Annotated in this window: 2 protein-coding genes; both read left to right on the top strand. The window is 63.1% G+C overall.

Annotated elements, in window-relative coordinates; translation table 11 throughout:
* Positions 1 to 92 precede the first annotated feature (92 nt).
* Entirely contained in the window at positions 93 to 1382 is a 1290-nt protein-coding gene (gene csb2 / locus QZV72_RS13930; protein WP_367119106.1) for a type I-U CRISPR-associated protein Csb2, read from the top strand.
* Entirely contained in the window at positions 1379 to 4831 is a 3453-nt protein-coding gene (cas3u, locus tag QZV72_RS13925) for a type I-U CRISPR-associated helicase/endonuclease Cas3 (RefSeq protein ID WP_297009265.1), read from the top strand. Before csb2 ends, cas3u begins: the two co-directional genes overlap by 4 nt.
* The last annotated feature ends 139 nt before the right edge of the window (positions 4832 to 4970 follow it).

Genomic DNA, 4970 nt, shown 5'->3' with positions numbered 1-4970 from the left:
GGACCTCCAGTTCGCCGCCCCCATCGATGCATCCTACCCGCGGGTCGTGGTCGAGGCACGTGCAGCAACCCTGGTGAAGGAATCCCAGACCGATGACAGCGACAACTGACCCCGTCACCATGTCAATCACCTGTTCCGTCACATTCATCGCAGGAATATACTCCGGGAACTCCCCCGGCGAAGCACCTTTTCCTCCCTCCCCGGGGCGTCTGATTTCCGCATTCATCAGCGAGATCGGCCGCCGTTCTGATCCTGCCGCAAAAGACCTTGTCCGACGGCTCTGCGCGTCCGGAGACCCGACGATTATCGCGCCACAGTCTTACTCATCCGGCTCCGGTGAGTCGTATATGCAACCGTTGATCTCCTCGTCACCGGATTCTGGTGCACCACGAGAGCTCTTTGCCGGACCTCAGCGGATCCTCGGCGAGCGCGGAGGCAAGATCCGCAAATGCGTCAACGGGCACCGGCTGGTCACCGGCGCACTCCATTACATCTGGGAGGATGCCGCACTCACACCGGATGACGTAGCCGTGCTCAACGACATCGCCGGAGAGATCCCGTATCTCGGCAGGGAATGCGACCTCGCACGCGTACAGGTCACCAACTCAACTCTGACTGAGATGCTGGATTCCACGTACCGATCATCAGTTACACCACCGACCACGCTGCGCCCCTCTCCGCACGGTACCCATCGGTTCAGAGCCGCTACACCAGCGTTCCTCCAGTGGCTGGATGATCGTTACGCCAGCCTCTTCGCTGAGAACGCCGACCAACCGATTCCGGTCGACCACCGTGTCACGGTCACCAGGTACGCGCCGTCGGTCCCCACTCCACGCGGCGGCCAGTGGCTCGAGATCATGGCATTCCGCCGTCCAAGGTCGTTGGCGTCGGCCCTGGAGGTTGCCCGTGACGTGGTGCCCGGGGACAACGGCGTGGTCTTCCCGGTGACGCGTTCAGGCCACCGGGAACTCGACGGCCGCGCCGTAGGCCTGGGCATCCTGACCTCCACCGGGACAGCACTGACCGACAACTTCGACACCAAAATCCTGGGTGAAGACACCGGGCTCCGGAGTCTCAGCCCTGACTACTGGGTTCGTCGTTCGCAGCGTTGGATGACCGCGGTACCCTTCCTCGCTCATCCCGACAAATGGGTCGCCAGTCGGCAGGCCGCGACGGCGCTACCGGATGCCGTCCTGACCGGTATCTCTCCGGCTCCACTACGCCCGAGTCAGGCACGACTGGGATCCGACGATGATCACCGTGCCTGGCACCTCACCCTTACGACCTCCCGACCCGTCCACGGCCCCCTCATTCTGGACAAGGAGCACGGGACCGGAGTGCTCATGCCCGACTATCTCAACGACAGTGAGGAGAAGGCATGACCTCGTCCGAACAGCGTTCTGACCACCAGACGTTCCCCACGTTCACCGAGTTCTACACCGATGTTCACGGGTACTCGCCGTACCGGTGGCAGAGTGAGCTTGCTGCAGTGGTCGACGATGATGGCCGGTGGCCTGACCATGTCTCCGCCCCTACCGGGGCAGGGAAGACCTCCACTCTGGATATCGCCGTCTGGTCCCTGGCCAAAGACATTCATGACCATGGTGCAGCACACCGCCGTCTGCCGTTGCGGATCTTCCTCGCGGTGGAACGCCGACTCGTCGTCGATTCGGCATACCTTCATGCCGAGACGATTGCGCAGCATATTAGGGAGTTAGGCTCCGGCGACCCGGTCCGCGAGGCTTTTTCGGCTCTCCTACCGGACGACTGGGATGGTCCGCTTGTGGGGGCGGTCTCTCTCCACGGGGCTGTGGCAGAGGACAGGTCCTGGCTGCGGCCTGTCGGCGCCCAGATCATCACGTGCACGATGACGCAGCTGGCCTCCCGCGTCCTGTTCCGCGCCGTCGGAGCCAGCGACGGCATGCTCCCGGTTCATGCTGCGCTGACCGGAACCGACCGGCTCGTGCTCGTCGATGAACCGCATCTTGTTCCCGCGGCAGTCACGATGCTGCGGGAAACAGAGGGTCTCCAACAGGCGCATCCGAATTCGCCCCTGGTGGGGTCAACCGTTGTGTTGGGGGCGACGGTCCCTGCTTACCTGACCGGCGACCGCTGTTTCACCGGAACTCTGGTAGGCGACCCCTCTCCAACTGCCCAGGCGAAGATAGCGGTCCGGAAACCAGCCCGACTGGTGGAGTCCTCCACTCCTGCTGACACGCTGAAGAAGCTCGCCACAGCCGCCCTGGACTGCTGGGAGCATCGTGACGCCTACGGCGGCGACGGCGTCCTGGTCATTGTCAATACCGTTGTGACAGCACAACAGCTGGCGGAAGCGTTACGGAGAAAGCTCGGCCGGGCGGCACCATCCGTGCAGCTGATCACGTCGACAGTGCGCCCAGCCGACCGACACGGGATCGCGTTCTCCCCGGAAACCCTCACTGTCTCGACTCAGACCATGGAGGTCGGTGTCGATCTGGATGCCTGCGCACTGGTCACGGAGCTGCCGTCCATGCCTGCGCTGGTCCAGCGGCTGGGCCGGCTAAATCGGACAGGCACCCGCGAGTCCCTGCCTGCAGTCATCGTGGCGCATCTGCGTGAGAACCTTCCCGCAGATAGGGCGGCGGCGGCAATCTACGGCGAGCCGCAGCTGGACGCCACCTGGCGGGCTCTCCGCGATGCGACGACCGCGGACCCCGCTGAGCCGGATGATGCCTCGTTCATTCCGGATCTGACAGCCGTCCCGGTCCCCGGCGAGAGCTGGGAACCAGCTCCGCGGACCAGCTCGGCAGAGGAGTTTCTGCGCCGTCTCACAGCGACGCGACCTCGGGCAGACGCTCCGTGGGAAGCACTTGCGTTCGGTCCGGATCAACGGGACCGCGCGACTGTCCGCGTTGCCTGGCGTGATTACCTTGACGACCTTGTACGGTGTGGCGTCCATTCGTTCGAAACTGTGACCCTGCCGATCAGGGAGGTCGGAGCTTTCCTCGCCAAGGCTCCCGGCGCTAACGGACGTTTCGCAGGCACGGACGCTGGCTACGACGGCAGGCCGGTCACCGCATCGGTGCACCGCCGCGCACGGGTTCAGCGTGCTGACACGTGGATTGAGCTTGCGACAACGCGCGACCTGAAACCCGACGATATCGTCGTCATCGATGGCAAAGAAGGTGGTTACTCGGCAGAACTGGGGTGGAACCCGGTCTCAACAGCTCCTGTGAAGGACGTCTCTGTTATCGCCGTGGTCAGAAGCCAACGGGGTTGGTTCAATACCGGCGTTCTGTTGGGCGAGGAGCGGGTGCTCGAAGCCACCGAGCTCGGCGAAGATCTCACCGATGAGGTGACCGAGAAGGTGAGGGAGTTGAGCGCCAAGTACGGACAGGATACGTCGGCTCAGGTGCTCGTGCATGGTCGGTTCGCCGCCGTGCGCCCCACCGAGAACGCCCCGCATTCCAGTGGCCGAGTGCCCCTGGCACTGCACAGTCGACAGGTTGAGCACGCGGCGCGGATCAACGGAGAGCTCGCAGGCTTCGCGGCCGCAGAGCAGTCAGCACTGGCATTGGCAGGTCTCCATCATGACGCCGGCAAAACTCTCCCCGCATTCCAGACCGCGCTGGGTAATGCAGACGGTTCCGAGCCGCTGGCGAAATCTCCACGGCCACGGACGTCACTCGGTCTGTCCGGTTGGCGGCATGAGGTAGCCTCAGCGGAGGGAGTGCCCGAGATAGGACACGGCGATCTGGCCCGTCATCTGGTGATCAGTCACCACGGCTGGGGTCGGCCAGTGGTTCAACACGCCGGAGGCACTGTCCACAATGGTGACCGGTACCGGCAGGCGGAAGGCATCTACGGGCCCTGGGGAACTGCACTTCTTGAGACGGTTCTGCGGTTCTCGGACTGGGAAGCCTCCCGCAGACCATGGTCGAAGAACCCGGACATGTCCTGGGCTTCCACCGGCGTACCCAGTGTGCACTCCCGCAACGACGAACGTGCTGTTCAGATGCCTGGGAGAGACGGGGCGGCCGAGCGCATACTGAGCGGACTCCGGCCGTACTCCTTAACGTCGGTATTCGCCGGTATCGGTGCGCTGGCATCCTGCGTGGCCCAGGGAGATACGGATGCCCGCCTGTGCTTCACGGATAAGTCTCCCGAACTGCTCAGCAGTCAGGATCCCCGCTGGGATCAGGAAGCCTGGTCCAGGATCTTCCTGGCGATGCAGGTCGCGGCCGGGTTGAGGGACGAAACGGGGGCGAAGCTGTCCAAGGACAGTTCTATACAGGTCGCGAAGGGCAACAAGTGGTTGGACAGGTACCGGGACGCCGCTCTTGGTGTTGCACCGGAACTCCTTCCATTCCTCTTCAATGCGGAACCAGCCCCCCGCAGTGCGGTGAAGGAGACAGGGCGGTTCTTCTCTGCTCCTGTTCATCTCCGTAATGGAAACCCGTTCGAAGCATTGACCGGTATCCGGTCTTCCCCGGTGTCCGTTGATGCGTTGTTCGATGACAGCGTAGGAAGATTGCGGGGCAAGATGAACGCCGGATTGGACGTGATCGCTGACGTCAGATTTACCGAGTCGATCGATGCGCCCTGGTATTCGGGTGATCTGGTCGCGTGGGCAATCGCAGGCATGCTTGCTCTGGGAATGCCTGCGAGCAGTGCCGGAGTTGGAGTTTCGAAGCGGCTACTCTGTCTACCGCGGGTACACGAATGGTCGACCCTCGATCAGATTCGGGATCTCACCATCAGCGCACCGACGACAGAAGAGTACGGATTGTGGGCGTCTACCGCGTCGAGCAACTCCGATCAGGTCAAGCAGTGGTCACCACAACTGAACTGAAGGAAAACTACTGGGTGCGATGAGGTCGTTGCTGGTCAGGAAGTACCTTCCCCGCATGCGCGGGGGTCGACCCTGTCGAAGATTACGGGGGATTAAATGGCTATCACCTTCCCCGCATGCGCGGGGGTCGACCCTGGTG

Origin of the sequence: uncultured Corynebacterium sp. (assembly GCF_902782855.1) — a bacterium.
In the GTDB taxonomy this organism is placed as follows: Bacteria; Actinomycetota; Actinomycetes; order Mycobacteriales; family Mycobacteriaceae; genus Corynebacterium.
This window is presented reverse-complemented; position numbering and strand designations above follow the sequence as displayed.

Coding starts and splice junctions, on each gene's coding strand:
- cas3u (WP_297009265.1), top strand. CDS start 1,379: ATGACCTCGTCCGAACAGCGTTCTGACCACCAGACGTTCCCCACGTTC.
- csb2 (WP_367119106.1), top strand. CDS start 93: ATGACAGCGACAACTGACCCCGTCACCATGTCAATCACCTGTTCCGTC.